4 protein-coding genes are annotated in these 1,928 nt (G+C 40.7%); all 4 read right to left on the reverse strand.

The window, feature by feature from the left end; genetic code table 11:
* A partial coding sequence (gene lptA, locus VXQ92_RS16295; RefSeq protein WP_416682531.1) for a lipopolysaccharide transport periplasmic protein LptA occupies nt 1–441 on the reverse strand: 441 nt, incomplete at its 3' end.
* Complete coding sequence (gene lptC, locus VXQ92_RS16300; protein ID WP_000381220.1) at nt 425–973, reverse strand: LPS export ABC transporter periplasmic protein LptC; 549 nt, start codon at nt 971–973, stop codon at nt 425–427. The genes lptA and lptC, both read right to left, overlap by 17 nt.
* Before the next feature lie 37 nt (nt 974–1,010).
* Nucleotides 1,011–1,550, reverse strand: a complete 540-nt coding sequence (locus VXQ92_RS16305; RefSeq protein ID WP_416682532.1) for a KdsC family phosphatase — start codon at nt 1,548–1,550, stop codon at nt 1,011–1,013.
* Nucleotides 1,551–1,553: 3 nt separating this feature from the next.
* A partial coding sequence (locus tag VXQ92_RS16310) for a CBS domain-containing protein (protein WP_416682533.1) occupies nt 1,554–1,928 on the reverse strand: 375 nt, incomplete at its 5' end.

Here is a 1,928-nt window from a genome sequence, read left to right on the forward strand (position 1 = left end):
TTTCAGGGTGTTACCGCGAATACTTGAACAATCTTGGTATAAATATGCACCGCCAGACAAGGTAATAATGCCTGTATCTGCATTATAAACAATCGTTTGTCCTTCACCGCGTGCAATACCTTTATCAGCACTTATTTGTTGCTGAAACTTAGACGGTCTACCTTTAGCAGTGATCGTTTGAATTTCACGTTTAGAGTTTAGCGTAGCAACAATTGAGTCGGCCTGAAGCTTCATGGTGCCCTGCTCAATCACCACATTACCCGTATAAGTCGTCAAACCGGTTTTTTCATTATAAGTTGCTCGGTCTGCCACTAATGAAATTTGTTGATTACGGTCAGACGGCAAAGCAAAAGTCGAAGCAGATGATAAAGCAACGAATGTAATTACCGCAGCTTGTTTTAGGAAAGCTGAAGAACGTTTTAAATTAAGACTTTGGTGCATACTTTCCTCGAATATTAAAAAATTCGTACTGACCATTATTCAAATTGGCTTTTAGTCCTTTGCTCACAAACTCGCCTTGTGGAGACTGAACTGTCACTTGATGATTAGTTTCAATGTCTCTAGTTTTTGGATAACCAGTTAATTCATCGGTTTGAAACTCAATGGTTCCTTGCGGTGCCAACTTAGTGGCTACCACGTCACCCGATAACACAACCTTTTGATTATCATCATATCCATAAGCTTGTTTAGCAAAGAATGTTGCATCAACTTTACCTAATTTATACATAGTGGCATTGAGTTGATCCAACTTTGACGTTTTTTGTTGCATATCCTGTTCAAGCTGACGAACTTCAGCACGAATATACAAATTGCCTTTGTCATCAGTTTGAGTCAAATGGACGCCCTGCGCCGAATAAGTCATATTCTTCGCCGAACCAATGTCCAGTTTTTTTGCCTTGCCACTATAGTAGTAGTAACCACCACTCACAGCAGCAACCACTACAGCAACAATATATAAAACTCTGGTATCCATGAGCAGGAATAGCCTACCTTTTTAAGTAATCTTGTTATTAATGCGGTACTGCAAGATATTTTTCAAGAAGTTCTTGGTAAATGCATTTTGCGATCAGCAACATATCACAATCTTCACGCACAGCTCCACGGCCACCCATCGCCTGTGTTACCAAATCCGCACGACGGCGCACTTCCTCATGTCCGTTTGGAACAGTAACACTCATTCCGGCAATGGCAAATGCTGAAAGATCCGGCCAATCATCACCCATATATAAGCAATCTGAAGGCAGGATATTAAACTGTGCACACGCTTCACGTAGCGCCGAACCTTTATCTTCACGGCCTTGGAACACCAGATCGACACCTAAATCGGACATGCGTTTTTCAACGATATTACTTTTTCGTCCAGTAATAATGATGACTTTCATACCCGCTTGTTGCGCAAGTTTCATACCCAAACCATCACGAATGTCGAATGATTTAATTTCATCACCCGTGTTGGTTAATGTCACAAAGCCATCACTTAAAATACCATCAACATCCAGAACCAATGCCTGCAAATGACGTGCTTGTTCTAACAATGCATACGATGCCATTGATTAATTCACCCCTGCCTGAATAAGGTCATGCATACTAATTACACCAATCACCTTGTTCTGGTCATCGACTACCACAAACTGACTGATTTTTTTCTGGTTAAGTTGTTGTAAAGCTTCTACAGCTCGTGCTTCTTGAGAGATCGTTGACGGTTTCTTTGTCATCACTTCAGACACCGGTAAATTTACATCAAACCCTTGCTGTTTATCGATGAGACGACGTAAATCCCCATCAGTAAAAATACCGAGTAGATGGTCTTGTTCATCAACAATTGTTGTCAAACCTAAACGCTTATTTGAGATCTCGTAAAGCACTTGATTCATTGGTGTATTAGGTGAAACTTTTGGTAGCTCTTCGCCTGTATGCATTAAATGTTT

The organism is Acinetobacter sp. 228, from assembly GCF_048147885.1.

Coding starts and splice junctions, on each gene's coding strand:
- lptC (WP_000381220.1), bottom strand. CDS start 973: ATGGATACCAGAGTTTTATATATTGTTGCTGTAGTGGTTGCTGCTGTG.
- VXQ92_RS16305 (WP_416682532.1), bottom strand. CDS start 1,550: ATGGCATCGTATGCATTGTTAGAACAAGCACGTCATTTGCAGGCATTG.